Origin of the sequence: Lactobacillus delbrueckii subsp. jakobsenii ZN7a-9 = DSM 26046 (assembly GCF_001888925.1) — a bacterium.
Classification (GTDB): domain Bacteria; phylum Bacillota; class Bacilli; order Lactobacillales; family Lactobacillaceae; genus Lactobacillus; species Lactobacillus delbrueckii.
Map to the genome: position 1 here is coordinate 547,878 of NZ_CP018218.1, position 24,897 is coordinate 572,774.

General features: G+C 51.9%; 20 protein-coding genes. 17 read left to right on the top strand and 3 right to left on the bottom strand.

Features of this window, described 5'->3' with window-relative positions:
* Positions 1–169: 169 nt before the first annotated feature.
* Positions 170–649, top strand: a complete 480-nt coding sequence (locus tag LJ046_RS02880; protein WP_002877840.1) for a PTS sugar transporter subunit IIA — start codon at positions 170–172, stop codon at positions 647–649.
* 9 nt (positions 650–658) lie between these two features.
* Here the strand turns inward: LJ046_RS02880 and LJ046_RS02885 are convergent, their stop codons facing one another.
* Positions 659–1,456: a tyrosine-protein phosphatase gene (locus tag LJ046_RS02885; RefSeq protein WP_002877843.1), complete on the bottom strand. Its 798-nt coding sequence runs from the start codon at positions 1,454–1,456 to the stop codon at positions 659–661.
* A 196-nt stretch (positions 1,457–1,652) separates the two neighbouring features.
* On the opposite strand from LJ046_RS02885, the gene LJ046_RS02890 reads away from it, so the two are divergent.
* The 5 genes from LJ046_RS02890 to phnE (LJ046_RS02910) all read left to right on the top strand — a co-directional run bounded on the left by LJ046_RS02890 (position 1,653) and on the right by phnE (LJ046_RS02910) (position 5,991).
* The gene (locus LJ046_RS02890; RefSeq protein ID WP_002877844.1) at positions 1,653–2,126 is read left to right on the top strand and encodes a universal stress protein; all 474 of its coding nucleotides are present in this window, start codon (positions 1,653–1,655) and stop codon (positions 2,124–2,126) included.
* 420 nt (positions 2,127–2,546) lie between these two features.
* Positions 2,547–3,488 (top strand): phosphate/phosphite/phosphonate ABC transporter substrate-binding protein, encoded by a 942-nt coding sequence (locus LJ046_RS02895; protein ID WP_002877845.1) that lies wholly within the window; start codon positions 2,547–2,549, stop codon positions 3,486–3,488.
* Positions 3,489–3,605: 117 nt separating this feature from the next.
* Entirely contained in the window at positions 3,606–4,376 is a 771-nt protein-coding gene (gene phnC, locus LJ046_RS02900; protein WP_002877846.1) for a phosphonate ABC transporter ATP-binding protein, read from the top strand.
* A gap of 2 nt (positions 4,377–4,378) precedes the next feature.
* Entirely contained in the window at positions 4,379–5,179 is an 801-nt protein-coding gene (gene phnE, locus LJ046_RS02905) for a phosphonate ABC transporter, permease protein PhnE (RefSeq protein WP_002877847.1), read from the top strand.
* Positions 5,179–5,991 carry a phosphonate ABC transporter, permease protein PhnE gene (gene phnE / locus LJ046_RS02910; protein ID WP_002877848.1) on the top strand — a complete coding sequence of 271 codons (813 nt, stop codon included), beginning with the start codon at positions 5,179–5,181 and terminating at the stop codon, positions 5,989–5,991. Before phnE (LJ046_RS02905) ends, phnE (LJ046_RS02910) begins: the two co-directional genes overlap by 1 nt.
* A gap of 255 nt (positions 5,992–6,246) precedes the next feature.
* Here the strand turns inward: phnE (LJ046_RS02910) and LJ046_RS02915 are convergent, their stop codons facing one another.
* A complete protein-coding gene (locus LJ046_RS02915; protein ID WP_002877849.1) occupies positions 6,247–7,872 on the bottom strand; it encodes a peptide ABC transporter substrate-binding protein in 1,626 nt (541 codons plus the stop codon).
* Positions 7,873–8,123: 251 nt separating this feature from the next.
* On the opposite strand from LJ046_RS02915, the gene LJ046_RS02920 reads away from it, so the two are divergent.
* The 11 genes from LJ046_RS02920 to LJ046_RS02970 all read left to right on the top strand — a co-directional run bounded on the left by LJ046_RS02920 (position 8,124) and on the right by LJ046_RS02970 (position 22,389).
* Complete coding sequence (locus LJ046_RS02920; protein ID WP_002877850.1) at positions 8,124–8,609, top strand: hypothetical protein; 486 nt, start codon at positions 8,124–8,126, stop codon at positions 8,607–8,609.
* Between the two features lie 57 nt (positions 8,610–8,666).
* On the top strand, positions 8,667–10,067 hold the full coding sequence (locus LJ046_RS02925) for a metallophosphoesterase family protein (protein ID WP_002877852.1): 1,401 nt from the start codon (positions 8,667–8,669) through the stop codon (positions 10,065–10,067).
* 96 nt (positions 10,068–10,163) lie between these two features.
* Entirely contained in the window at positions 10,164–12,113 is a 1,950-nt protein-coding gene (gene asnB, locus LJ046_RS02930; protein ID WP_002877854.1) for an asparagine synthase (glutamine-hydrolyzing), read from the top strand.
* Positions 12,114–12,146: 33 nt separating this feature from the next.
* Positions 12,147–13,406: a carboxylate--amine ligase gene (locus LJ046_RS02935; protein ID WP_002877857.1), complete on the top strand. Its 1,260-nt coding sequence runs from the start codon at positions 12,147–12,149 to the stop codon at positions 13,404–13,406.
* 364 nt (positions 13,407–13,770) lie between these two features.
* Positions 13,771–15,981, top strand: coding sequence for an anaerobic ribonucleoside-triphosphate reductase (gene nrdD / locus LJ046_RS02940; RefSeq protein ID WP_002877859.1), 2,211 nt, complete (start codon positions 13,771–13,773; stop codon positions 15,979–15,981).
* Between the two features lie 71 nt (positions 15,982–16,052).
* The gene (nrdG, locus tag LJ046_RS02945) at positions 16,053–16,775 is read left to right on the top strand and encodes an anaerobic ribonucleoside-triphosphate reductase activating protein (protein ID WP_002877861.1); all 723 of its coding nucleotides are present in this window, start codon (positions 16,053–16,055) and stop codon (positions 16,773–16,775) included.
* Between the two features lie 18 nt (positions 16,776–16,793).
* Complete coding sequence (locus tag LJ046_RS02950) at positions 16,794–17,351, top strand: iron-sulfur cluster assembly protein (RefSeq protein ID WP_002877862.1); 558 nt, start codon at positions 16,794–16,796, stop codon at positions 17,349–17,351.
* Positions 17,351–18,667: a DUF438 domain-containing protein gene (locus LJ046_RS02955; protein WP_002877865.1), complete on the top strand. Its 1,317-nt coding sequence runs from the start codon at positions 17,351–17,353 to the stop codon at positions 18,665–18,667. The genes LJ046_RS02950 and LJ046_RS02955 overlap by 1 nt, the downstream gene beginning before the upstream one ends.
* A gap of 99 nt (positions 18,668–18,766) precedes the next feature.
* Positions 18,767–19,987 carry an MDR family MFS transporter gene (locus LJ046_RS02960; protein WP_002877867.1) on the top strand — a complete coding sequence of 407 codons (1,221 nt, stop codon included), beginning with the start codon at positions 18,767–18,769 and terminating at the stop codon, positions 19,985–19,987.
* Positions 19,988–20,073: 86 nt separating this feature from the next.
* Positions 20,074–20,412 carry a hypothetical protein gene (locus tag LJ046_RS02965; RefSeq protein ID WP_002877868.1) on the top strand — a complete coding sequence of 113 codons (339 nt, stop codon included), beginning with the start codon at positions 20,074–20,076 and terminating at the stop codon, positions 20,410–20,412.
* Between the two features lie 24 nt (positions 20,413–20,436).
* Positions 20,437–22,389 carry a M13 family metallopeptidase gene (locus LJ046_RS02970; RefSeq protein WP_002877870.1) on the top strand — a complete coding sequence of 651 codons (1,953 nt, stop codon included), beginning with the start codon at positions 20,437–20,439 and terminating at the stop codon, positions 22,387–22,389.
* 334 nt (positions 22,390–22,723) lie between these two features.
* Here the strand turns inward: LJ046_RS02970 and LJ046_RS02975 are convergent, their stop codons facing one another.
* The gene (locus LJ046_RS02975; RefSeq protein WP_002877871.1) at positions 22,724–24,745 is read right to left on the bottom strand and encodes a KUP/HAK/KT family potassium transporter; all 2,022 of its coding nucleotides are present in this window, start codon (positions 24,743–24,745) and stop codon (positions 22,724–22,726) included.
* Positions 24,746–24,897: the final 152 nt, after the last annotated feature.

A 24,897-nucleotide genomic window follows, 5' to 3' on the forward strand; every position in this document is an offset into this window, starting at 1 on the left:
TTGTATTCCTTTCATGTCCGTTGCGAGATATTGTGTTTCTTTTTCTAGAATAACTTTACCATTTTCCGCCCCGGCTGACTAGTCAAAAATTAAGCATCAGCCAAGTTGCCCAGCGGCAGAAAGCTTATAATAAAAGTAGTTGTATTTTTGAAAAAAGGGTGGACTAAAAATGACTGAAGAACTCTTAAAAGCGGAAAGCTGTTTTGTTTTGCGGGCCGAAGACCGGGCCGACATGTTTGCCCAAGTCTACAAAAAGCTGCTGGAGCAGGGGCTGGTAGCGGCCGGCTTTTTAGACCAGGTGGTGGACAGAGAAGAGGACTTTCCGACCGGCCTGGCCAGCTGTAATCTGGCCCCGGGTCTCCCCAACCTGGCTTTTCCGCACACGGAAGGCTGCTTCGTCAAGCAGCAGCGGGTCGTTCCCATTAAGCTGCTGGCCCCGGTCAGCTTCAAGAGCATGGTCGATCCCAGCCGCGAATTGCCAGTTGGCTTTTGCTTCATGTTGCTGGACCAAAAGGCGGACGGCCAGGCTGAACTTTTAGCCAGAACCATGACCTTCCTTAGCCAGGCTGAACCAGCAGCCCTCAGCCGGATTTTTTCCCAGACTGATCCTGCCGGCGTGTACTCTGCCCTGCGGGAAGAGGGATTTTAATTCTGGCGCTTATTTCTCCAAGTATATCGTCCGCAAATCCAACAGGTCAGCATTAGAGAGGCCGATCTGCTGGTGAAGGTAGGCGTTGATGCTGCCGTAGTCCCGGTTGATGACATCCAGCAGGTACTTGAAGTAGGCCGGCTGTACAGTCTGTAAATCGCGGAAGGTCGCCAGGAGGCTGTCATCAGCTCCGGCGGCCTTTTCCTTGGCCAAAAGCTGGCTGACGAAGTCCTTGATTACTTCATTAGTGAAGAGGTAGTCTTTTTCAATGGTTTTCATCGGTACGCCCAAGGCCGTCAGAATTAAGATTGCCCCGAAACCGGTCCGGTCTTTCCCGGCCGTGCAGTGGAAAAGCACGCTCTCGCCGTCTTTCTCATTAGCCAGGAGAACTTCAAACAGGTGCTGGTAGGCCTTGTTGGCGTTCTTCCCGGTTGCCATGTTCTTGTAGGCCCACAGCATCCGCTGGTAGCCCCAGCCTGGATCCTGGCTTTCTCTCGCCATGTCGGAAATGCTCATGGTGGAGTTGGTCAAGTCCTCATCGAAAACCGGGTCGGCGAAGTACTCAACGCCCGCGATCTTCCGGTCTGGCTGCTTGTTTCTTTCGAAACTGGTCCGGAGGTCGATATCGTACTTGAGCCCGTAGCGGCGCAGGTATTCCTGGTCTTCCTTGAGCAGGTCGGCCAAGTGCCCGCTCCGGATCAGCTTGTGCATTTTGATCTTTTTGCCGGAAACGGTCTGGTAGCCGCCCAGTTCACGGAAGTTCCGGCCGCCTTTAACGTCCAGCAATTGCTGTTTTAATGAAGTCATTTGTCGAATCCTTTCTTATTTATTTGTCTGTATTTTCTTTTTATTGTTGTCTAGCGGTTGATTTTTTCATCCCGCTTAAAAAATGCTTCCCTGCAAGTTTAAGATGTAACAATTTTGCGAAAGCGCATTACTAAACCGTGACTTATGTTAAAATATAGATAAGCGAAATACGTAGATAGTACGGGAGATGAGCACTATGACTGAAGAAAAAATCAAAATTTTGGTACCTGTCGATGGATCTGAATCCGCTGAACGTGCTTTTGACAAGGCCGTGAAGATTGCCGCCAACAACGGCTACCACGTTGATGTTTTGAACGTGATCGACACCCGGCAGTTCATGGGCGAAATGCAGGACACCTTGATCTCAGGCGACACGATCTACCAAATGACCCAAGACTCAGAGGAATACCTCAAGAGCCTCAAGCAATGGGCCCACGACGACCTGGCCTTTGACGACATTGACTACCACATCCGTTACGGCAGCCCGAAGAGAATCATCTCTTACGACTTCGTCAAGGACCACGGCAACAACCTGATCGTGATGGGCGCCACCGGCTTGAACGCCGTTGAGCGGATGCTGATGGGGTCAGTTACCGAATACGTCAACCAGCACGCCATGGCCGATGTCTTGATCGTCAGAACTGACGTCAACAACATGCCTGCCAAGTAAGTTGGCTGATAAAAGTATATCTTAAAAAGAGGACGTTTGGAACAATTTCCAAACGTTCTTTTATTTCCCGTTTATTTAGCTTGAATTTTACTTTTGTTCGGATTTCAACTAATTAAGTTAGTAGTTTGTGTAATTTTTCGCTATTTCATTAACCTTTTGCTGGCAAAATTGGACCGGATCAATTAGTTTGGGTAAAAAAAACGAAAAACGCTTGCTAAAACCCGAATATTTCTGGTAGAATTGTTCCAGAACACAGAAGCGAGATTCGCCTTGCTGTCGTTCCGATGAGATGTATGAGCGTGAGAGCCGGCCGGTTGTGGAGGCATTTGTGTGGACTTTTCTCTGGCTGCTTTCAAGCTCATCCCTTATGCTGCTGTTGTACTATTTTAACTTTCATTAACCATTTTTCAGGGGGAAATAATGAAAAAGTTCAAGAAAGCATTGTTTGGTGCTTTAACTGTTGCTGCTGCCGTGCTGGCAACTGCTTGCTCTTCAAGCAAGTCATCTTCTTCATCAAAGGGCTACACTCCATCAAAGTCACACCCTTTGACGATCCAGTTTGTTCCTAGTCAAGCTGCTTCCACTTTGGAAGCCAAGGCTAAGCCGCTTGAAAAGATCCTTTCCAAGAAGCTTGGCGTTCCGGTTAAGATCTCAATGTCAACTGACTACAACACGGTTGTCGAAGCCATGAAGTCAAAGAAGGTTGACGTCGGCTTCCTGCCACCGGATGGTTACGTTCTGGCCCACAAGCAAAAGGCTGCTGACGTTCTGCTTCAAGCTCTCCGTTACGGGGTAAAGCAACCAGGCGGTAAGGCAACCAACAAGCTGGTTAAGTTCTACCGGTCAGAAATCCTGGTTAAGAAGGGGTCAAAGATCAAGAGCTGGAAGGACTTGAAGGGCAAGAAGATTGCCGTTCAAAACGCTACTTCTTCAGCGGGCTACATCTTCCCAATCGCTGAATTGAAGGAAAAAGGACTGGACTTGACTAAGAAGGGCAACGCCAACCTGGTAACTGTAACTGGCCACGACCAAGCCGTGCTTGACGTTCTTAACGGGGACGTTGATGCTGCCTTCACTTTCGAAGACGCACGTAACACTGTTTTGGCCGACCAACCAAACATCATGAAGAAGGTTGTTCCAATCTACTTCACTACGGGCATCCCTAACGACACCATCTCAGTTCGTTCAGACATGAGCATCTCCTTCCGCAAGAAGCTGTCCAAGGCCTTCGAATCTCTGCGCAAGGACAAGAAGAGTTTGAAGATCATTGAAAGCATCTACGACCACGAAGGCTACGTTCCTTCAAAGGACTCAGACTTCAACATCGTCCGCAAGTACGACAAGATGGCTGCTACCAAGTAGTCATTGATATCACAAAGATTATCAACTGAATACTAATAGTGAAATCGTGCCCCGCTTTAATGTAGGACACGATTTTCAATGAAAAAGCAAATTTAGTTATTTAAGGAGTTATTATTCATGGCAGAACAGCCGATGATCGAAATGAAGAACGTTACCAAGGTCTACGACAATGGTACCGTTGGTTTGAAGAACATCAACCTAAAAATCAACAAGGGTGAGTTCGTGGTAATCGTTGGTCTTTCCGGTGCCGGCAAGTCCACTCTGCTCCGGGCAATCAACCGCCTGCACGACATTTCTGAAGGCGACATCTTGATTGACGGTGAGTCAATCACCAAGGCCAAGAGCAAGAACCTGCGCCTCATGCGGCGCAAGATCGGGATGATCTTCCAAAGCTTCAACCTGGTTAAGCGCTCCAGCGTTTTGCGGAACGTTTTGGCTGGTCGCCTGGCTTACTACCCAACCTGGAAGACTACTTTCAACCTCTTCACTGACGAAGACAAGCAAAGAACTTATGAAGCCCTGCAAAGCGTCGGCATGGCTGAAAAGGTCTACTCCCGGGCTGACGAATTGTCTGGTGGTCAGCAGCAGCGGGTGGCTATCGCCCGGGTGCTGACCCAAAGACCGGAAATCATTCTGGCCGACGAACCAACTGCTTCTTTGGACCCGAAGACTTCCCGCCAGGTTATGGAAGACTTGAAGATGCTGAACGAAAAGTTCGACATGACGGTCGTAGCCAACCTGCACTCAATTGAACTGGCCAAGGACTTCGGCCACCGGGTCATCGGTGTCCGGGCCGGGGAAATCGTTTATGACGGCAAGATGGAAGACACGCCGCAAAGCGTCTTCGACAACATCTACAACGGCGGCAAGGGTAAGGAGGAAGACTAACAATGTCAGCAACTGACCGCGACATGTTAAAACTTCCAAAAAAGAAGTTTAAGATGTGGAACTGGGTCTGGGTCATCTTGATGGTCCTGGGTCTGGTTTTATCTGTTAACAACACGCAGACCAGTCTGCCGGAATTTTTCGCCAACTTTGGCCAGTTCGCGGAAATCTTCGTGCAGATGGCTCAGCCGGACTGGTCATATGCCGGCACTGCCATTCCTTACCTGGTGGAAACGATCAAGATGGCCATCATCAGTACGGTTATCGGGTCCCTCTTGGCCTTCGTTTACTCACTTTTGATTGCCAGAAACATTGTCCATAACCGGGTAATTACCGGCGTTCTGCGCTTCATCATGAACATCATCAGAACGATTCCTGACCTGCTCTTGGGTTCAATCTTCGTTGCTATCGTTGGTATCGGCCCGGTTGCCGGTATCCTGGCCTTGACTGTCTTCACCTTCGGTGTTGTGGTCAAGCTCTTCTACGAAGCCATCGAAACTATTGATCCAGGTCCAAGTGAAGCCATCAAGGCAGTCGGGGGCAACGGGATAAACAATATTATATTTGCCGTTATGCCACAGATTCTGCCTTACTTCATCAGCTACGCCCTGTACGCTTTTGAAATCAACGTCCGGGCATCCACGATCCTCGGTTACATCGGTGCCGGTGGTATCGGTCTGCAGCTGAAGAACACTTTGGACATGTTCAACTACAACCAAACGGGGATGATCATCCTGGTTGTCTTCCTGGTTGTTTTGGTCATCGACTTTGTTTCAACTAAAGCAAGGGAGGCTTTGATGCGCTAATGGATACGACAATGAAGAAATTACCACCAAAACCAGTGACGGCCAAGTCCAGAGCTATTAAGTGGGGCGGCTGGATTATTTCCATCGCCATCATTATTTGGTCCTGCACGGGCATCAACTTCGGCGGGATCAAGCCAACTGCCGGCCAGATTACCGGGGCGATCTTCAATGGTCTTTTCCACCCGGACTGGTCATACGTTTATAACGGCAGCGGGGAAGACCTGGTTTCCCAATTGTGGCAGACCTTGTGTATTGCCTTCCTGGGGACTTTTATCTCCGCCATCATTTCAGTTCCTTTTGCCTTCTGGGCAGCCAACACTCGGCACAAGAAGTTCTGGGTATCTGAAAGCGGGAAGATCGTTTTGACTTTCATCAGATCTTTCCCGGAAATCGTTCTGGCCTTGATGTTCATTAAGTCCGTTGGCCCGGGCGCTCCAGCTGGTGCCCTGGCCTTGGGTCTGCACTCAGTCGGGATGCTGGCCATGCTGTTCTCAGAAGCGATTGAAAGTTTGGATGATGGTCCAGCTGAAGCGATTACGGCGGCCGGCGGGTCTAAGTTCAACGTTGCTGTTTTCGCGACCATGCCTGACTTGATGCCAGCCATCGTTTCCAATACCCTTTACCGTTTTGACGTGTCCGTCCGGTCCGCTTCTGTTTTGGGTCTGGTTGGGGCCGGTGGTATCGGCTATCCTTTGATCATCGCCTTGAACTACCGGCAATGGAGCCGGGTTGGGATCATACTTTTGGGGATCATCGTTATGGTTGTGGTCATCGACTGGATCTCTGGTACCATCCGGAAGAAGTTGGTCTAAAAATATATTTGAATAATAACTCTTTGAAAAGCTGTGGCGGTTGCCACGGCTTTTTTCTTTTTTAAGAGAGGTCAACAATCAAGCCATCGACTTTAATCATGGCGTTATTACTTTGACAGTGACAATCATCATTACTTGCTTCTTACTATTGTTGCCTTCCTTAGGCAAAAGAAAGAGGCTCGCGTAAGCCGCGAGCCTCTTTTCTTTATTCTAGTCTGTGGTCTATTGTTTGTTGTCTGTCGCTATTGCTGCTTGTTACTTCAGGTAAGCGTACTTGAAGCTGTAGTTTGCCCCGGCGCCGTTGTAGATCACGCCCTTAACGCTCGGCTTGACCATCCAGGCTTCGATTGGGTGGTAGAGTGGGGTAACCCCTTGTTCTGCCAGCAGGACTTGTTCAGCCTTGGCAAGATCCTTGAAGCGGTCGCTGGTTGAACTGGTCGTCTTAGAAGCGGCAACGTACTTGTCGTAAGTCTTGTTTGACCACTTGCCGTAGTTGTATGAAGCGCCAGTAGTCTGCAGGTCAAGGAAGGAAATTGGGTCGGAGAAGTCGGCGTTCCAGCCAGTTGAAACGACGTCAAAGTTGCCGTTCATCATTCTGGTCAGCCGGGTCTTCTTCGGGATGCTTTGCACTTGCACATCGATGCCCAAGTTGTTTTCCAGTTGGCTTTGAACGAATTCAGCTGCCTTCTTGGCCGTGTCATCGTCGTCGCCCAGCAGGGTGAAGGAGATCTTCTTCTTGCCGGTTTCTTTCAATGCTTGCTTGTAAAGCTTCTTGGCTTCCTTAACGTTGTAAGTCATGGCCTTTTCAGTTGCGGCGTTCTTGACCGTGTCGGTGTAGTCCTTGCCGTTAACCGTCGTCATGCCTTCTGGGTCAAAGGTTGTAGCTGGCGTTGCAGCCCCGCCCAGAGTTGAAGCAAGTTCTTTGCGGTTGATGGCCATGGAGATGGCGAGACGCAGGTTCTTGTTCTTGAATTCTGGGTGCTTCTTGAGGTTGTAGGACAGGTATTGGGTCGTGGACATCTTGCGTTGGGTGTAGCCGGTCTTGCCCTTCAAAGACTTGGTGGCTTGGGCGTCCAGGAAGGCAGCGTCAAGCTTGCCGCTTTGGTAAAGGTTGTAGTCAGTTGCCGGAGTCTTTTGAACGCTGAACTTGATCGTGTCCAGCTTGACGCTCTTCTTGTCCCAGTAGGTTGGGTTCTTGACCAGCTTCCAGCTCAAGTTGGACCCGGTCCAGCCAACTTGCTTGAATGGACCGTTGTAAACCATGTACTTGGACGCGGTCGCGTACTTGGAGCCGAACTTCTTGACGGCATGTTCATTTTGCGGGAAGAAGAGCGGGAAGGCCATCAACAGCTTGAAGTATGGGATCCGCTTTTCCAAAGTAACGGTCAGCTTGTACTTGCCGTCAGCCTTGATGCCCAAAGCTGCTGGCTTCTTCTTGCCGGAAACGATCGCGTCGGCATTCTTGATGCCGCTGAACAAATAGGCATATTCAGAGGCGGTCTTCGGGTCGATGGTTCTGCGCCATGAATAGACGAAGTCCTGGGCCGTAACTGGGTCCCCGTTGGACCACTTGGCGTCCTTTCTGATGGTGAAAGTCCAGGTCTTGCCGTCGGCACTGTTCTTGGTGGAAGTGGCCAAAGCATTTTGGACCTTGGCGTTCTTGCCCAGAAGGTAAAGCCCTTCTTCAACGTTGTTGATTTGTTCATATGATGCCTGGTCGGTTGCCTTGGATGCATCCAAGGTCGTCATTTCGGCGGTATTCATCCAGGTAAGGGTCTGCTTCTTGGAACTGCTTTGTGAGCTATTTGACCCGCAGGCGGCTAAAGTGGCCGCGCTAGCTAAGATTACGGCTGAGCTGGCTAAAAGTTTCTTGCTTCTCATATTGTTTGCCTTCTTTTTCTCGTAAAACTCATATATTACGACACAGCTTGATAGATGCAGCTAAAATGCTGATCTGAGAGATATTACTAATTATAGCAAGTAAATTAAAAAACGCCAGGTGCACTTTAATTTTTTTGTCATCAGCTGTGAACTTTCCCCATTATATGGAAAAAAGCGCTTTGCCCAAGTAAAAAAAGCTATTCCAGACCGACTTTTTGCTATAATTAGGGTAAGATTGCAAGGAGGACAACATGGAAAAATTAACTACCATGGAGCTGGCTGACGAGTTAGCTGAAGCTCAAGACAAGATTCTTAACGGTGAAGCAAAGCTAGATACCGGCCGGGTTTACCAGGCCATCGATGATTTGGGCGTCTTGAACGATCCCATCAGCAATTACTTCGATCGGACCGAAGATGAATACTATGAAACTGAAAGTGACCACTACCTGGCTTTGACTAATCTGACTGGCAAGCTGGGCGACCTGCACGACCGCATCTTGACCAACCACGTGGACGGTTTCGTTGACAAGGACGAAATCAACCTGACCTACAACCACGAAAATGCCTACGTGGACGACAATTACGTGCCAAGAACCGACCTGCACGTTTTGGTCTACGGGCTTAAGGTGATCGGAGCGGTTGAAGCCATCGCCGCTGCCGACCTGCGCAACGTCTTGTCCAAGGATGCCGTGCTTTCCTTGGGCCTGGCAGCACACGCATTAGCAGAAAATCTATAATTGAGAGCCGGGGGAGGCCCGGCTTTTTGTGATTTTAGGCTTTTTGGAAGGGTAGAAATGGACCTGTTTAAATACACAAAGGGAATTATTGACAAGGCAGTTGGGTCTTTCAAGCTGCACGCCGTGCAAAAGAATGCCGGCGAGCTCCTGGATCCCATGCAGAAGTATCTGACGGTAGGGGAGTACCATGTCGATGCTCGCGACGCCACGCCTGACGGCCGGCCGTTTACCTTGACGGTCTACCAAGATGACCAGGGCATCCTGCACCAGGCACTCAGTCCGGAAAGCACTGACAGCCTGGCCGCTGAATACGACCGGAAATTCGTGCCGGAACTGAACCGCTTCAAGGCTTTCCGCAGCCGGAAAACGGGCCGGCGCTATGTCGTGGAAGACTACCTGGCCCGCTTTGTCAGCGACGTGAAAAAGGAAATCCGGGAAGGAGACGACTCTGTCAATATCGGGGTCATTACCGACACCCACTTCAAGAATGTTGACAGCCTGGACTTCTATGGCTGGAACGGCTTGATGCATGTCAAAGAGTTTTCCTACCTGGACCAGCTGGATATTTTGGACCTCAAATGCCACCTGGGCGACTGGATCGACGGCTCTGACGCCGGCCTCATCAGCGAAAGCGAACTGATGAAGCTGCGGGACTCCTTTAAGTCCAGCAAGGTGCCTTACCTCATGATCAAGGGCAACCATGACGAAAATGACAAGTTTGACGAGCACCATGACTTGAAGGCCAGCTTCCCGGAGCGGGAGTTTGAGAAGATTATGTGGCCGGAGATGTACCGGCAACGGGAATTGGGCTATGTTTCCCGCCAGCACGGGGTGGCCTGGTTTGACCAGGGCCATGTCCGGGTGATCAGTCTGAATACGTCAGACATTCCCTACATTTTGGATGAAAAAGGGCAGAAAAAGTACGATGTTAAATTGACCCTGGGGGTACGGGAAGACCAGGTGCAGGAACTGATCGAAATCCTGCAGCAGTCAAGCGGCAAGCAAGTTATCCTGCTCAGCCACGCCAACCCGATCAACCGGAAGGGCGGCAATGCCTTGAAGTACAACGGGCGGTCCCTGCATGAACTCTTGGTGGCCTTCAACCAGAAGGAAAAGGGCCGGATGCACTCCAGCAAGGACGTGCCGGCGGAATTCCGCTTGAGCAACGACTTTGACTTCACCGCGGTCAAGGACGCCCGGATCATCGCCTACTTCTGCGGCCACCGGCATGTGGAAGACCAGTACCGGATCAACGGCATCCAGTACGTTCTGTTCAACTGCTCAGCCTTGATGGGACCCAACCACCAGCTGACGAACAAGTATAACAAGAACTTAAACCGGAAGATGGACCACCAGAATGAATTTGCCGGCTATGTCGTCAACGTGGACCTTTTCCGGCGGCGGATCAAGGTCTTTGGCTATGGGGCCGCGACCAGACGGAGAATTTTTTTCATTTAAGTAAAGATTGACAAGGACTCTGTAAACATTAGAGCCCTTGTTTTATAATAAGAAGTTGACTTTATAGAAACTAACTAGAATTAAGGGAGAGAAAACATGTGCGGAATTGTCGCCTTTTACGATCCAGAAATCAATAACAAGCAGGCGGCCATCGGCAAGATGATGGCTACCATCCAACACCGGGGACCAAACAGTGACGGGATGTACACCAACGACAAGGTGGCCCTTGGTTTCAGAAGACTGTCGATTATCGACCTGCGGGGCGGTAGTCAGCCAATCTACAACGAAGACCGCAGCCGGGCGATCATTTTCAACGGGGAAATCTACAACTTCAAGCCCTTAAGAGAGGAACTGATCAAGGCGGGCCACACCTTCTCCACCAAGGCCGACACTGAAGTCATCCTGCACGGCTATGAAGAATGGGGGATGGACGGGATCCTTAAGCGGGTCCGGGGGATGTTCGCCTTCATCATCTGGGACGACAATACCCAGACCATGTACGGGGCCCGGGACTTCTTCGGGATCAAGCCGATGTACTACCAGGACGTGGACGGTCACCTTTTGGTCGGCTCAGAATTGAAGAGCTTTTTGCCCTTCCCTCATTTTAAAAAGGAACTGAATACCGAAGCCGTCAAGCCATACCTGATGAACCAGTACAACGACCTTAAGGAAACCTTCTTCAAGGGCGTCTACCGCTTCCAGCCAGGTCACTGGTTTGAATACAAGGACGGCAAGATGAAGACCCACCAGTACTGGGATGCCGAATACAAGGACAACAACCTTTCCTTTGAAGAAACAGTCAAGAAGATCAACGAAGACTTGAAGGAAACGGTTGACCTTTACCGCAACGCCGACGTTAAGGTCGGGGCCTTCCTTAGTGAAGGGGTTGACTCCAGCTTCCTGACGGCCCTTTTGGACCCGGATGAAGTCTTCTCCATCGGCTTTGACGACAGCACCTACGATGAAGCTTCCAAGGCCAAGGCCCTGGCCGACATCAACGGCTGGCACTTCTACGCTGACAAGGTCTACTCAGAAGAAGCCATGCGGGACTTCCCGGAAATGCAGTACCACATGGACGAACCAGACGCCAACCCGTCAATCATTCCTTTGTGGTACCTGTGCAAATTGGCCAGAAAGCACGTGACTGTTGCCCTGTCCGGGGAAGGGGCCGATGAGCTTTTTGCCGGCTATGTCAATTACGGGATGCACACCCACAACAATGTCATCAAGGTCTTTACCGACAAGCTGAAGAAGCTGCCAAAGGGAAAGCGGGTTAAGCTGGCTCATAAGATCAAGAAGATGCCAAACTTCCCGGGCAAGGTGCACCTTTACACCAACCTGGCTGAACCAAGCGAATTCTACGTGGGCCAGTCAGTCATCTACGACATGGACTACCCGACCATCTTCACTTCCAAGGACGCTAATGCTGTCTTGCAGCCGAGCTACCGGAACAAGCTGACGGTTAACGGCAACTACCAGGAAGACTTCAAGAAGGTCAAGGACCTGGACAATGTCAAGCAGATGCAGTACATCGACCTGCACCACTTCATGCTCAACGACATCGAGCAGAAGGCTGACAAGATTTCCATGGCCCACTCCCTGGAACTCCGGGTGCCTTACCTGGACGTGAAGATCGCCAAACTGGCCAACTCTATTCCAAGCAAGTACCTGGTCAACAAATACGACACCAAGTACGCCCTGCGCAAGGCTTCAGAACAGGTCCTGCCGGATGAATGGGCCAAGCGGCCGAAGCTGGGCTTCCCGACGCCAATTAAGCAATGGCTGCAGGAAGAGCGTTTCTACAAGCAGGTAAGAGACCTCTTCAGCGAAGACTTCGTCAATGATATTTTTGAACAAAAGAAGATCCTGGACCTACTGGATGAGAACTACAATGGGGACGGTTCTCACCGCCGGCAGATCTGGGCAATCTACACCTTCCTGGTTTGGTACAAGCTCTTCTTCGTTGACTACGAGGAAACCGTGCGCAAGTACCAGCACGTGCAGCCGGAAGTGGCCAGCTTGATCGCCCAGGGCAAGCTGCTCTAATCCAAAAAGAAGAGAAAGAGAATTTAATTACTAATGGCTAAATTTACACCAATTTTGCTTGGCAGTGACATCAACGTCTACGGGATGGCGCGGTCTTTTAACGAAGCATACGGCATCAAGGTCCAGGCTTGGGCGGCAACGCAATTGGCGGCCACCCGCTATTCCAAGATCGTGGACGTTGAAGTGTACCCTGGTTTTTCCGAAGACCCGGGCTTCATGAAAGTCATGCAGGAAAAAATCAAGGAATACAAGAATCATGAAGAGCCAGTCATTCTGATCGCTTGTGGGGACGGCTATGCAGAACTTTTGGCTAAGCACAAGCAAGAACTGGAAGGGACCTTCGTCGTTCCTTACATCGACTACCAGCTTTTGGAAAAGCTGATCTCTAAGGAAGGCTTCTACGAAGTCTGTGAAGAATACGGCCTGCCTTACCCGAAGACCAAGATCATCAAGCTGGCTGACTACCAGGATGGGTCATACGCCGACGTGCCTTTTGCCTTCCCGGTTGTCTTGAAGCCGGAAGACCCGGTTTCCTGGCTGGATGTCCAGTTTGAAGGGCGGAAGAAGGCTTTTGTCATCAAGGACCTGGCTGAATTCAAGGACATTGTGGGCAAGATCTACACCAATGGCTACAAGGAAGACTTGATTCTGCAGGACTTCATCCCGGGCGACGACTCCAACATGCGGGTCTTGAACGCCTACGTGGACAAGAACCACCAGGTCAAGATGATGTGCCTGGGCCACCCGCTTTTGGAAGACCCGACTCCGCAGTCAATTGGGAACTACATGGCTATTTTGCCGGCCTATGATGAAAAGCTTTACGAGACCGTCCAGACCTTCCTGGAGAAGATCAACTATGTCGGCATGGCCAACTTCGACATCAAGTACGATGCCCGCGACGGCCAGTACAAATTCTTTGAAATCAACCTCCGCCAAGGCCGGTCCAGCTTCTACGTGACCTTGAACGGCTACAACCTGGCCAAGTGGTACGTTGACGACTACGCTGAAGACTCCTTGGCCGGCCAGGAGACCGTCTATGCCAACAAGCTGGAGAGCAGCCACATGCTCTGGCTGGGCGTGCCGGAGAAGATCTTCAAGGAATACGCGGTCGACAACGAGGCCAAGCAGGCGGCCTTGAAACTTATCGATGCCGGCCAGGTGGGGACGACCGTCTTCTACGACCAGGACAGCTCCTTTAAGCGCTGGCTCTTGATGAAGTACATGTTCCACAACTACTACAAGCGCTTCAAGACCTACTTCCAGGTCAACAAGGGCCAGTACTTCGATAAATAGCCAATACTTTTATAAGCTCTTGATGAAAATCAAGGGCTTTTTTCATCTTTTTTAAATTTTTGAAGGACTTTGGCAAAAGACTAAAAATATTTGCTCAAGCAAAATATTCTTTTTTTAAAAATATACGGGCTCCAAGTCCCGTGACAACTGAATTCTCTCCTGTCATTTAACAGAAATGGACCTTTGTATAGACCACAATATCTGGTATTTTGTGCTATGCTTATCTTAGGAACTAAACAAGATGTGGTGGTTATCCACACTTAATCCATAAGATAGTCTGGTTCTTGTGAGTAACTCGCTTAAACAGCCCCAGAGGCTGATGTAAAAAGGCAAGGTATTTTTGAGAGATAAGAGGTTGATTGTCATGTTAAAGCCAGCAACAGAAACTGTGAGCTTGAATTTCGCTAACGCACCAAAGAAGTTCATCAAGCGCGACGGCGCCCCATTTAAATTTGAACAATTCAAGCTGGAAATGGTTCTGGATGAACTTGGCCTGGAAGACAACGAAATCAAGGCTGCCGTTTTGAGCAAGGTTTACGCCAAGCTGGCCACCTACACGGTTGACGCCGTTCAAGTCCACGCTGCCTTCAGAGCCAGCTTGAACGAACTGGGCTATCTGAATGAAGCCAAGGAATACGAAGCCAAGCGGCAGGAAGACGAAGCCGACTGGCGGGCAGAAACTGACACCAAGCAGCGTCTGGCCAAGCTGGTCGACAAGGATCCAAGTATCGTCCACGAAAATGCCAACAAGGACTCTGACGTCTTTGCCACCCAGCGGGACTTGACTGCCGGGACTGTGGGCAAGACGGTTGGTCTGACCATAATGCCTCAGCACATCGCCAAGGCCCACCTGCGGGGGGACATCCATTGGCACGACCTGGACTACACTCCTCTTTCACCAATGTCCAACTGCTGCCTGATTGACTTTGACTACATGCTCAACCACGGCTTCAAGATCGGCAACGCCTTTGTGGAAGTACCGAACTCCATCCGGGTGGCCACCAGCCAGGTAGCCCAGATCATCACCAGCGTGGCTTCCAGCCAATACGGCGGTTGCTCTTTTGACCGTTGCGACGAAGTCCTGGCGCCTTTTGCCGAAAAGGACTACAAAAAGCACCTGGAAGAAGGGCGTGAGTTCGTCGACGACGAAGACAAGGTAAAGGCTTTTGCCAAGAAGCGGACCCAAAAGGACATCTACGACGCTATGCAGAGCCTGGAATACGAGATCAACACCATGTTCTCCAGCCAGGGGCAGACTCCTTTCACCACCTTGGGCTTTGGCTTAGGGACCAACTGGATTGAAAGAGAAATCCAAAAGGACATCCTGCAGGTCCGGATCGAAGGCCTGGGCCGGGAACACCGGACGGCCATCTTCCCGAAGCTGGTCTTCAGCTTGAAGAAGGGGCTTAACCTCCACCCAGGCGACCCGAACTACGACATCAAGAAGCTGGCCCTGGAATGTGCTACCAAGCGGATGTACCCAGACGTTTTGAGCTACGACAAGATCATTGACATCACTGGCTCCTTCAAGGCCCCGATGGGCTGCCGGTCCTTCCTGCAAGGCTGGAAGGATGAACAGAGCCGGGAAGTCAACTCCGGGCGAATGAACCTGGGCGTGGTTACCTTAAACCTGCCAAGAATCGCCATGGAAAGCCAGGGCGACATGGACCGCTTCTGGGAAATTTTCAATGACCGCCTGGAACTGGGCCGGCAAGCCTGCGAATACAAGGCCAAGAAGGTCACTGAAGCTAAGCCGGTCAACGCTCCAACCCTGTATGAATACGGCGCCTTTGGCCAAGGGGTTAGCGATGACGGCGACGTCAACGACTTCTTCAAGAACGGCCGGGCCACGGTTTCCCTGGGCTACATCGGCCTTTACGAAGTCGGCACGGTCTTCTACGGGCCAGACTGGGAAAAGGACCCGGAAGCCAAGGCCTTCACTTTGGAAGTGGTCAAGAAGATGCATGATGCCTGCGCCAAGTGGGAAAAGGAAGACCCGAACCACTACCACTACAGCGTCTACTCCACCCCAAGTGAAAGTCTGACCGACCGCTTCTGCCGCCTAGACACGGAGAAGTTCGGCAAGGTCAAGGACATCACGGACAAGGAATACTACACCAACTCCTTCCACTACGACGTCCGCAAGCACCCAACCCCATTTGAAAAGCTAGACTTTGAAAAGGACTACCCATACTACGCTGCCGGTGGTTTCATCCACTACTGCGAATACCCGAACTTGAAGCAAAACCCGGCCGCTCTGGAAGCTGTCTGGGACTGGGCTTACAACAGAGTCGGCTACCTGGGTACCAACACCCCGATCGACAAGTGCTACGAATGCGGCTTTGCCGGCGAGTTCAAGTCAACCGCCAAGGGCTTTGAATGTCCGCAATGCGGCAACCACAACCCGGAAACCTGCGACTGCGTCAAGCGGACTTGCGGCTACCTGGGCAACCCGCTGAAGCGGCCAATGGTCCACGGCCGGCATGAAGAAATTGCCCACCGGGCCAAGCACATGAGCTTGGGCATGGTCAGCGAGGAAGCCAGCCTGGAAAAGCAGAAGAACAGCCAATACTAAACGAAAAGAATTATACTAATAGGCAGGAATCATTCCTGCCTATTTTTTATCGAAAGCAAAGGAGAAGCGAGATGCCAGAGAAAGACAAGAATCAGCAAGAAGGCCCTGACGTCCGGGACAACCTGATCCGGATCAGCGTCGGCGGGGAAACGGTCTTTGTGGACGCCAACCAGTACAAGGCTAAAAATGCCGGCCAGACGGCCAAGCCCCGGAAGATGAAGCGCCAGCCCAAGAATCCCAAGCCGGGCGAATGGATCTCAGAAGACTACAGCAAGCATAAGATTGCCGACTACAAGTCCTTCAACTTCGTTGACGGGGAAGGGGTCCGCTGCTCCTTATACGTGTCCGGCTGCCTCTTTGACTGCCCGGGCTGCTACAACCTGGCCGCCCAGAACTTCAACTACGGCCGTCCCTACACCCAGGAATTGGAAGACCAGATTATCGCGGATATCGGCCAGTCCTATGTTCAAGGGCTGACCTTGCTTGGCGGGGAACCCTTTTTGAATACCTGGGTCTGCAACCGGATCATCGACCGGGTCCGGGCCGAATACGGCCACAGCAAGGACATTTGGTCCTGGTCAGGCTATACCTGGGAGGAACTCTTAAAGGAGACCCCGGACAAGGTGGAAATGCTCAAGAAGCTAGACATCCTGGTTGACGGCCGCTTTATGGACAACTTGAAGGACCTGACCCTGCAGTTCAGAGGGTCCAGCAATCAGCGGATCATTGACGTGCAGAAGTCCCTCAAGACCCCGGACCTGCACCCGGTCATCTGGGACAAGCTGCAGAGATAGTTTTTTAGCGAGGAAAAAATGAACGAAGAAAAACGCGCCTTGGTTAACCAGGTCATCGGTCAGCTGCAGACCGTCATCGACCCGGAGCTCCTGGTCAATGTGGTCGACCTGGGCCTCATCTACGGAGTCGACATCGATGATGAGGGCAACTGCCTGGTGACCATGACCTTGACCACAGCCGGCTGCCCCTTAAACGACTACCTCAACCGGGAAATCCGCCAGGCGGTGGGCCAGCTGGCCGCCATCAAGCAGGTGGACATCAAGCTGGTCTGGTACCCGGTCTGGACCCCGGACCGCTTAAGCGAGCAGGCGAAAAAGCAGCTGGGCATCAAGGAAGAGCCGGCTCCGGCGGCTAAGGAGATCAACCTCCACCAGCCGATCAAGACTTTCGCTGACCAGTATCCGGAATTTACCGAAGATATGGCCGAGATCGGCTTCAACCGGATCAAGATTCCGGGCATGCTGGACACGGTGGGCCGGCTGATGACCCTGCCGATGGGCTGCCGGGCCATGGGCTTTGACCTGGAAGAGGTCAAGGAGAAGCTGCGCTTGAAGGGATACGAGGTGACTGAGTGATGACCATGTCTTTAAAGGAGAGGCAGGAGAAGCTGCTGGAGATCTTGCGCCTTTTGCGGGACAAGGGGGACTTTGACCAGGCCAAGGCCATGTTCAACGAGGCTTTTTCTTCAGTCTCAGTCAAGGAAATCACGGAAGCTGAGCGGGCCTTGATCGCCGGCGGCCTCAACCCCCAGGAAATCCAGAACTTGTGTACGGTCCACGCGGAAGTCTTCCGGGGATCGATCGGCGGGCAGGAAGCAGGGGAGGCTTTTGCCCGGCCCGGCCACCCGGTCCAGACCTTGAAGCAGGAGAATGTCGTTTTGACCTCTCTGGTTAACGATGCCCTTTTACCAGACCTGGCCAAGTATGAAGCAAAGCCAGCCCCGGAACTTTTAGCCAAAATCAAGCAGGAGCTGGCAGACCTGGCCCAAGTAGACAAGCACTATACCAGAAAAGAAATCTCCATGTTTCCCTTGATGACCAAGTACGGCATCACAGCCCCGCCCCAGGTCATGTGGGGGGTAGACGATGATATCCGGGCCTGGATCAAGGAGGCCCGGCAGGCGGCTGAAACGGGCGAGGCAGAACTTTTGGCCAAAAAGGTCAAGCAGGCGGCCAAGGAAGTCACCGAAATGATCTTCAAGGAAGAGGCGATCATGCTGCCGCTCTTGACGGAAGTGGCGACGCCGGCCGACTGGCTTAGGGTCAAGGAAGACGAGCCCCGGGTGGGCTACTGCTTGATTCCCAATCCGTCAGCCTGGCGGCCATCCGCGGCCGAACTGGCTGAGAAAAAGGCAGCCGACCCGGCGGCGATCGCCAAGTGGAATGACCAGATCGGGGCTTTTGCCGGCCAGCTGGGCGGCAATGAAGCCGAAAACTACCAAAAGCTGGTGGAAGTCGAGCAGGCAGAGGAAAAAGCCCGGCCAGCCCTGACGGAGTCCTTTATTGAGTTCGCGGAAGGCAGCCTCAGCTATGAGCAGCTCTCGGCCGTCCTGGACCTTTTGCCCCTGGACCTGGTCTTTGTGGACAAGGACGACGTCATCCGCTACTTTGGCGGCAGCTGCGGCTTTTATCCCCATTCGAAAAACGACCTGGGCATGAACCTGTTTAGCATTCACATGCCAAAAAGCGTGCCTAAGGTCAAGGCCATCGTGGATGACCTGAGAAGCGGGAGAAAGGACAAGCATGCCTTCTGGTTTGAAGTCCGGGGCCGCTTCGTCTATATCCAATACCTGGCGGTCAGAAACAAGGCCGGGGAATATCTGGGCGTTTTGGAAGTCTTGCAGGATATTACCGACCTGCGCGCATTGCAAGGAAAGAAGAAAGAGTTGTAGAATTATAATAAAGAGAGGAGCCATGGCTTGCTGAGTCGTGGTTTTCTTATTGCCTGGAGTATTTTTAGCAATTAAATTTAGAAAAGGAGGAATGGATAAATGAAAACTAAACACGGACAGAGCCAGTTGCCGGAAATCGCGCTGCCCTGGCTGGTCGTGGCCGAACTGGCTACTTGGATCGGGGCCAGCTTCATTTGGCCACTGACTTCCGTTTACCTAAACAAGCGGTTGGGGATCAGTCTGTCGGTAATCGGGATCGTCCTCTTCTGCAACTGCGTGGCCAACATGCTGGGGTCAACCATCAGCGGCCGGCTTTTTGACCGGCTCAATCCTTATCCTTTGATTACGGGCGGGATGCTGCTGGATGCTTTGGTCCTGTTGGCCATGGCCTTCTTCCATGGCTGGCCGGTTTACTGGGTCTGGTTGGTCTGCACGGGCTTTTTAGGGGGCTGGAACGGGGCCCTGGTCAATTCCATCGCCACCAGCCTGCGCAAGTATCCGGGCCGGTATGTCTTCAATATTCTCTACTTCTCCCAGAACCTGGGGGTGGTAATCGGGACCTTGGTTGTCGGCTACCTTTACGACTACTCAATTGAGCTGCTCTTTATCATTGCCAGCTGCCTTTTCTTGATCGGGACTTTAGTTGCCTTCTGCAAGTTTAAGCCGATCGTGGCCTACCATGCCCGCCGGCAGGAGCAGAAGAAGACTGGCCAAACCCCGCTGAAGGCGGAAAAGATGCCAAAGGCCAACTTCTGGATGACCATGGGCTTCTTCATCACCCTGGGGGTGACCTGGCTGATGTACATGAACTGGGAGTCCAACCTGTCCGTTTACATGGTCAGCCTGGGGATTCCTTTCCACCTTTACTCAACTTTATGGACGATCAACGCCGGCATCATCGTGGTCGTGCAGCTGATTTTGGCCCGCTTCCCGCGGATCTTCAAGAGCATCTACCAGCAGATCTACTTCGGGATCTTCATGTTTGCCGTGTCCTGGCTGACCTTGATTTTCGCCAAGACCTACCCGGGCTTCGTCTTGTCCATGTCGATCCTGACCTTGGGTGAATCGACGGCCTTTTCCGCCATTCCGGCCTATGTCAACGACATGTCGCCGTACTCCAGCAAGGGCAAGTACCAGGGGATGACCCTGGTGGCTAGCGGGGTCGGCCGGGCCTTCGGGCCGCTTTTCGGCGGGACCTTGATCGACCTCTTCGGCTACAAGACCATGTTTGTAGTCGCCAGCTGCGGCATCCTCCTTTGCCTTTTGGCCCTCTTGCCGCTGAGAACAAAGCTGAAGGACCAGGTGCAGTTCTTCAAGTAGGAATTTTTAGCATTTTTTTGCACTTTGGTTGAACAGGGAAGCAGTTAACGGGTAAAATAAGACGATAGTGAGAAAAGGAGGAAAACATGCTTAAGGTTTACGGGACAAAAATCTGTCCGGACTGCATCGCCTGTGAGGCCAGTTTTAAAAAGTACGGCATCGGCTACGAATTCGTTAATATTTTCGCCACCATGCCGGATTTCAAGGAATTTTTGCGCTTGCGGGATGCCAGTCCCGCCTTTGCTCACGCTAAGGAGCAGGGTAGCGTGGGGATTCCGGCCTGCGTCAAGGAAGACGGGGAAATTTTTACCGACTGGGAAGGCTTCTTAAAGGACCAGGGCTTAGAGCCAATCTGGCCCGAAGCAGCTGACCAGGCCAAGGCTGAAATCGCGGCCCAGTGCGACCTGCGCCAGCACAACTGCTAGTTGAAAAACAAGGAGGAAGAAATATTGAACAATAAATTTGCCGTCCGCGGCGGCAGCGGCGACACGACTGTCATTGACAAGACTGCCCGCCCGCAGGACAACCTGTATTTGGCCGTTAACTCTGACTACCTGGATCAGCTGGAAATCCCGGCTGACCGGTCCCGGATGGGGAGCTTTGACCAAATCGCTGAAAACGTTGAAAAGACCCTGATGGCTGACTTCGCGGCTTTTGCCAGCGGGGAAAAGGAAGTGCCAAACCTGCCGAACCTGGCCAAGGCCGTTGAACTATACAAGCTGGCCAAGGACTTTGACAAGCGGAACGCTGATGGGGCAGAACCAATCCAGGCTGACTTGAAGAAACTGGAAGGCTTGAACAGCTGGAATGACCTGCAAGGCGCGGCAGCTGCTTTGGCCAAGGAAGGCTTTGACCTCCCATTCTCCTTCTCCGTTGACGCGGACATGAAGAACACCAAGGTCAACACGGTTTACTTCGGCGGTCCCCACATCTTTTTGCCAGATACGACCACTTACGAAAGCCCGGACGCGGAAAAACTCTTGGGCGTGTTAAAAGAACAGACCCTCAAGCTCTTCCAAATGGCCGGGGTAAGTGAAGAAAAAGCCGCTGAATATGTAGACGGGGCCCTGGCTTACGACCAGCGACTGGCCAAGGTAGTCAAGTCCAGCGAAGAATGGGCTGACTACCCGGCCATGTACAACCCGATTTCATTGGCGGACTTCAAGAGCAAGTTCACTAGCTTTGACATGGGCCAGTTCCTGGCAGGCTTCCTTGGTGAAGAACCAGAAGTTTTGATCAACACGGAACCCCGCTACCTGGACCAGGCAGAAGGTCTTTTAAACGAAGCCAGCTTCAGTGAAATCAAGGGCTGGATGCTGGTTAAGTTTATCAATGACGTGGCCTCATCTCTGTCGCAAGAATTCAGAGAAGCCGCCTTCCCGTTCAGCCAGGCTTTGACCGGCCAGCCGCAACTGGCCAGCGGGATTAAGCAGGCCTACCGGATTGCCAACAGCACTTTCAGCGAAGTTGTCGGCGTCTACTACGGGCAGACCTACTTCGGGGCCGCCGCCAAGGAAGACGTTTTGGGCATGATCAAGCGGATGCTGAAGGTCTACGAGGACCGGCTGGCCAAGAACGACTGGCTCTCCCAGGCGACTAAGGACAAGGCCATCACCAAGCTGCAGGCCTTGATCTTGAAGGTCGGCTACCCGGACAAGATTGAAGACATTTACAACCGCCTCCAGGTTACCCCGGCAGAAGAGGGCGGCAGCCTTTACAGCAACCTGCAGGCCGCCAGCCAGGAAAGCATCAAGTACAGCCTGGAGAAGCTCCACCAGCCGGTTGACCGGACTGTTTGGCTGATGCCAGGCAACCTGGTTAACGCCTGCTACGACCCGCAGAGAAACGACATCACCTTCCCAGCGGCCATCTTGCAGGCACCATTCTACAGTGCTGACCAGAGCCGGGCAGCCAACTACGGCGGGATCGGGGCCGTGATCGCCCACGAAGTTTCCCATGCCTTCGACAATAACGGGGCCCAGTTCGATGAATTCGGCAACATGAAGAACTGGTGGACCGAAGCTGACTACAAGGAATTTGCTGACCGGACCAAGGCGGAAATCGCCCTCTTTGACGGGCTCAAGTTCGGCCCGACTACTTTGAACGGCAAGCAGATCGTGTCCGAAAACATCGCTGACCAGGGCGGCTTGGCCGCGGCCATGACCGCCTGCAAGGAAGAAGGTCAAGGCCTGGAAGACTTCTACGTCAACTGGGCTAGAGTCTGGGCACAAAAGTCCCTGGAAGCAGCCATCAAGATGATCGTTTCCGTTGACGTGCACGCGCCAGGCCCTCTGCGGGCGAATGTCCAGGCCCAGTGCCAGGACGAATTCTACGAGACCTTTGACGTCAAGCCGGGCGACGGGATGTACCTGGCTCCGGAAGACCGGGTCAAGATCTGGTAGTTTTTCATAAAATTTCATAAGCAACAAAAAAAGCAGTCATTCTATCAATGACTGCTTTTCTGCTGCTGTGTGTTTGTCTAATATATGTGTGTAAAAGAGGAAAAGAAAAAGGAAAATTAATTCCTATAGGAGAAGCAATTTCTTGCTTCTGACTATGGTTATATAATAACGGCCCTTTGTAAAAAAGCTGTGATCAATCTGCTTTGCTTCAATGAAAAAAAGTTTGTAATTTTCTAGAGTATTTAAGACTTTCTAAAAGCAAAAACGGCAAGTATTCAATCACTTGCCGTTTCTTTATTTGCTAATTACTTCTTTTTGTCCTTTTGCTTCTTGTCTAGCAAGGTGTCTTGCTGTAGTCAACCGGAGCAACCCGCTTGATTCTTGCAGGCTCTTGCTTACCAAGGACCAAAGGCACGCGTTCGATGACCGTGTCCGCGAATTCCAGGCCGAACCATTGAGCCGGGTTAGGTGACAGGTTCTGCAGCTGGACGCGGGCCTTGACCAGCCACTTCTTGTAAGAAGACAGGGTGGTCGAAGGTGAGATGACGTCGTTGACGATGACGAACTTGAAGTCGCCGACGTCCCGGCCAGGAGTAGTCGTGTATTCCTGCGGCTGGGCCTCGATCGTGTTGTCCTTGATCAAGTCGTGGACGATCTGGCGCACGTAGACGTTGACGCTAGTCTGCTTCTTGAAACCAAGGTAGAGCTGGATGTTGATCACGTTCTTGGTGCCAAAAGTGTTGACCGCGTATTCAGCGGTAAACGGCTCGTTGGTCACGTTGACCGTGACGAACCAGTAAGCCCGGGCCCGCTTAGGCCGCTTGTCCAGGATTGAGTAGAGGACTTCCCGCTTGATGAACTTGTTGTACTTGACGTTGGCCATGTAAACCAGGTTGTCAGCGTAGGTCGGGTAGTTGTCGTCGTGGCTGAGGTTGGTCAGCATGTCCGTGTATTCATCCAAGCGGACATAGGCATTGCCGGCTTCGTTTTGGTCCCGGACCTTGTTGCCGAAGTACCAAACGACCATGACGGAAACGATCAAGAGGGTGATCAACAGTGATACGTAACCGCCGTGGGCGAACTTGCTCAGACTGGACCCCATGAAGAGGATGTTGATAGTACTGAAGAAGATCACGAAGAGCAGGTTGGCCGGGTTGTGGCCATGCTTGAGCAACATCCATTCATAGCGCAGGATGGTGGTCATCAGCATGGTAATGGTGATGGACAGACCGTAGGCTGCTTCCATGTGGGCTGAGGTTCTGAAGAAGAGAACCAGGGCGATGGCGGTAATGCCCAGCATTTTGTTAACGGCCGGGATGTAGATCTGCCCTCTTTCATCAGATGGGTAGAGGATATTCATCCGCGGCAGGAACTTCAGGTTGATGGATTCAGCTACCAGGGTGAAGGAACCCGAGATCAAGGCCTGGGAAGCGATGATCGCTGCCAGGGTAGCCAGAACGATTGACGCCAGCCGGATGTTTTCCGGAATCATGGCGTAGAAGGGGTTGATTTCAGTGTCTGAGTGCAGGTTGGTGTTGTTTAAGATCCAAACCCCTTGCCCTAAGTAGTTCAGGGAGAGGCAGACGAAAACAAATGGCCAGGAGCCGAGGATGTTCCCCTTGCCGACGTGGCCGACGTCGGCGTAAAGGGCTTCAGCCCCCGTGGTGGCCAGGAAGATGGACCCTAAGATCGCTAAGCCCGCCTTGTTGTAAGGACTAAAGAGCAATTTGATCGCGTAGTAAGGGTTCAAGGCCTGCAGGATCCACCAGTTGCCGCCAATGTTGATCAAGCCCATGATGCCCAGGAAGGCGAACCAGACAAGCATGATTGGACCGAAAGCCTTTCCGATGATTCTGGTCCCCATTCGCTGGATGGAGAAAAGCACTAGCAAAATAATAATAGTAATGACCAGGACTGTGGTCTGGTTACTGACCGGGACGTTGCCCTTGCCGAATTCCAGCCCCTTCAGCCCTTCAATGGCAGAGGTAACCGTCACGGCCGGGGTCAGAGTCCCGTCGGCCAGGATAGCGGCTCCGCCGATCAGGGCTGGCCAGACCAGCCAGGCAGCCTTATGTCTGATCAAGGTGTAAAGGGCGAGGATACCACCTTCACCGTGGTTGGTTGCCTTCAAGGCGATAATCACGTTCTGCACCGTCGTGAGCAAGGTCACGGTCCACAGGATCGCGGAAATGGTTCCGATGATCAAGTCCCGGCTGACCGTATTGAGCCCGCCGTTGCCGGCGATTACGGCTTTCATGACATACAGGGGACTGGTCCCGATGTCGCCGTAGACAATCCCAATCGCGATCAAGAGGCCGGCGGCCGTCATGCGATCGCGTTTATTTTCTACTTCCATAGCAATTAAATACTCCTCAAACTTTTAAAAAAAGCCTGTGATACACTAAAAAACAAATTTAAAGCTTTTGCTTAGATTTAACAAGTAAAAAAAGAATGCCAGGAGACATTCTCTTTACTGTAATTTTCTTATATTTGGAGTAAAGTTTCAAG

Bases quoted from the DNA above. Each gene is read 5' to 3' on its own strand.
- phnC (WP_002877846.1), top strand. From the start codon at position 3,606: ATGGCAGAACAGCCGATGATCGAAATGAAGAACGTTACCAAGGTCTAC.
- LJ046_RS02960 (WP_002877867.1), top strand. From the start codon at position 18,767: ATGAAAACTAAACACGGACAGAGCCAGTTGCCGGAAATCGCGCTGCCC.
- nrdD (WP_002877859.1), top strand. From the start codon at position 13,771: ATGTTAAAGCCAGCAACAGAAACTGTGAGCTTGAATTTCGCTAACGCA.
- LJ046_RS02965 (WP_002877868.1), top strand. From the start codon at position 20,074: ATGCTTAAGGTTTACGGGACAAAAATCTGTCCGGACTGCATCGCCTGT.
- LJ046_RS02915 (WP_002877849.1), bottom strand. From the start codon at position 7,872: ATGAGAAGCAAGAAACTTTTAGCCAGCTCAGCCGTAATCTTAGCTAGC.
- LJ046_RS02975 (WP_002877871.1), bottom strand. From the start codon at position 24,745: ATGGAAGTAGAAAATAAACGCGATCGCATGACGGCCGCCGGCCTCTTG.
- LJ046_RS02885 (WP_002877843.1), bottom strand. From the start codon at position 1,456: ATGACTTCATTAAAACAGCAATTGCTGGACGTTAAAGGCGGCCGGAAC.
- LJ046_RS02880 (WP_002877840.1), top strand. From the start codon at position 170: ATGACTGAAGAACTCTTAAAAGCGGAAAGCTGTTTTGTTTTGCGGGCC.
- LJ046_RS02920 (WP_002877850.1), top strand. From the start codon at position 8,124: ATGGAAAAATTAACTACCATGGAGCTGGCTGACGAGTTAGCTGAAGCT.
- asnB (WP_002877854.1), top strand. From the start codon at position 10,164: ATGTGCGGAATTGTCGCCTTTTACGATCCAGAAATCAATAACAAGCAG.
- LJ046_RS02925 (WP_002877852.1), top strand. From the start codon at position 8,667: ATGGACCTGTTTAAATACACAAAGGGAATTATTGACAAGGCAGTTGGG.
- LJ046_RS02895 (WP_002877845.1), top strand. From the start codon at position 2,547: ATGAAAAAGTTCAAGAAAGCATTGTTTGGTGCTTTAACTGTTGCTGCT.
- LJ046_RS02950 (WP_002877862.1), top strand. From the start codon at position 16,794: ATGAACGAAGAAAAACGCGCCTTGGTTAACCAGGTCATCGGTCAGCTG.
- LJ046_RS02890 (WP_002877844.1), top strand. From the start codon at position 1,653: ATGACTGAAGAAAAAATCAAAATTTTGGTACCTGTCGATGGATCTGAA.
- LJ046_RS02935 (WP_002877857.1), top strand. From the start codon at position 12,147: ATGGCTAAATTTACACCAATTTTGCTTGGCAGTGACATCAACGTCTAC.
- LJ046_RS02955 (WP_002877865.1), top strand. From the start codon at position 17,351: ATGACCATGTCTTTAAAGGAGAGGCAGGAGAAGCTGCTGGAGATCTTG.
- phnE (WP_002877847.1), top strand. From the start codon at position 4,379: ATGTCAGCAACTGACCGCGACATGTTAAAACTTCCAAAAAAGAAGTTT.
- phnE (WP_002877848.1), top strand. From the start codon at position 5,179: ATGGATACGACAATGAAGAAATTACCACCAAAACCAGTGACGGCCAAG.
- nrdG (WP_002877861.1), top strand. From the start codon at position 16,053: ATGCCAGAGAAAGACAAGAATCAGCAAGAAGGCCCTGACGTCCGGGAC.